Below are 1,365 nucleotides of genomic sequence, written 5' to 3'. Positions count from 1 at the left end.
GTGGTAACTCAACAATACAACATATATTCAAAAACTGCTACTTTTTTGTTAAAAAAGTGGAAAATTCACGTACCTGGGGCTAGCCGCCGCGCTAGCGGCTTGGTACAATTAAATACGAAAATATGGATTTTGGGGTATAATGTAGAATCTGAAATGTCAACCGATGCAGGACATTTGAAGCTAAGAAGAAGTAGGTGGTGTTAAGTATGAGGAAAATAACAAAAAGAATAATTGGAATAGCAGTAGGTCTTTTATTATGGGGATTTTTCAGCATCCAAGAGGAGCTTGCGTTTTATGGCATCTACTCCCTCATAAGTTATGGTGTTCATGAGATTTCTTCGTTTATTCCGTTTATCTGCCTTTTTGCAACACTTATTTGGTTGATTATTTTAATCAAACAAATACTTCAGAAAAAGACTACTAGAGAAGATAAATGGTTTGCCTTGCTCCTGGTTGTTTTGCTTGTGTTTCAAGCAAGATATTTTTACACTCAAAAACAAGAACGGTCTGCTATGATGGTAGTAACAATACAAAGTGTCGATGATCGCAATGGCACGATTACAGTTACTAATGTTGACGGAGATGAAAAGTCCGTTATAGTATTGGAAGCGCTAGATCTGTTTCGCAATATGGTTGTAGTAGGAGAACAACAGTATTTAGCTTCGTATGATTACCATATGGATAATCCAAATGAGGGAAAATTGTCTAGGCTTATGATAATTGCGGATTAACAAGAGAGCATGTAATGATTAAAAAGGAGAGAGGGGCATCCCCTGTTAAAACCATCAAATAATCGGCGGTTTTTTGATAACAACTTAAACTTTGTATATAAAAAATATTGGAATTATTGCCGAGCAGAAAGTACTCGAAAATTCCAGGTTTATCCATGCTTAGAATACATAAGGTAATCAACAGATGTTGATTATCTTTTTTAGTTATGAAAAAATTTCTCAAATTGAAAAGAAATTAGTGGGTGGATAGGTCATAATAAAAAATACAAATTCTACTCTGGAGGGGTGTGAAAATAGGATGCGTTAGGTTATTATTAAAGTAACAGAAGGGAGGGCGCGTATGGATTTGATAAAAATTGGAAAATATATTGCAGGAAAAAGAAAAGCATTAGGATTGACACAAAAAGAGTTAGCTGAAAAGTTGGGAATGAGTGATAAGTCTGTTTCAAAATGGGAATGTGGAGTTTCCCAAACAAAAGGATATTAAGAAATAACCTGTGTTTCCTGCTTGCGAATAAAAGAATAGTGTGATTAAGTTAGAAATACTGCATAAATGTGCTGGTATCTCTTTTTCGTTGCCTTGAAACAGCAGACTATTTCATTTCTGCTTGATTACTCTAAACTTATCAGGCTG

The 1,365-nt window shown here is 34.9% G+C and carries 2 protein-coding genes and 1 pseudogene; all 3 read left to right on the top strand.

Features of this window, described 5'->3' with window-relative positions; all coding sequences use genetic code 11:
* On the top strand, positions 1–204 hold a 204-nt coding region (locus DWX73_RS13715), incomplete at its 5' end, for a hypothetical protein (RefSeq protein ID WP_207659338.1).
* 2 nt (positions 205–206) lie between these two features.
* Entirely contained in the window at positions 207–731 is a 525-nt protein-coding gene (locus DWX73_RS13280; protein ID WP_118349129.1) for a hypothetical protein, read from the top strand.
* A gap of 340 nt (positions 732–1,071) precedes the next feature.
* Positions 1,072–1,197 (top strand): annotated as a pseudogene (locus DWX73_RS13275) (helix-turn-helix domain-containing protein); the annotation flags it as partial.
* Between the last annotated feature and the right edge of the window lie 168 nt (positions 1,198–1,365).

This window comes from Coprococcus sp. AF21-14LB (genome assembly GCF_003458885.1).
Taxonomy (GTDB): domain Bacteria; phylum Bacillota; class Clostridia; order Lachnospirales; family Lachnospiraceae; genus UBA9414.
The sequence above is the reverse complement of the archived record's forward strand: the minus strand, read 5'-3'. Positions and strand labels throughout refer to the sequence as shown.

What these genes read in the sequence shown, in the direction of transcription:
- DWX73_RS13280 (WP_118349129.1), top strand. Translation starts at nt 207, where the DNA reads ATGAGGAAAATAACAAAAAGAATAATTGGAATAGCAGTAGGTCTTTTA.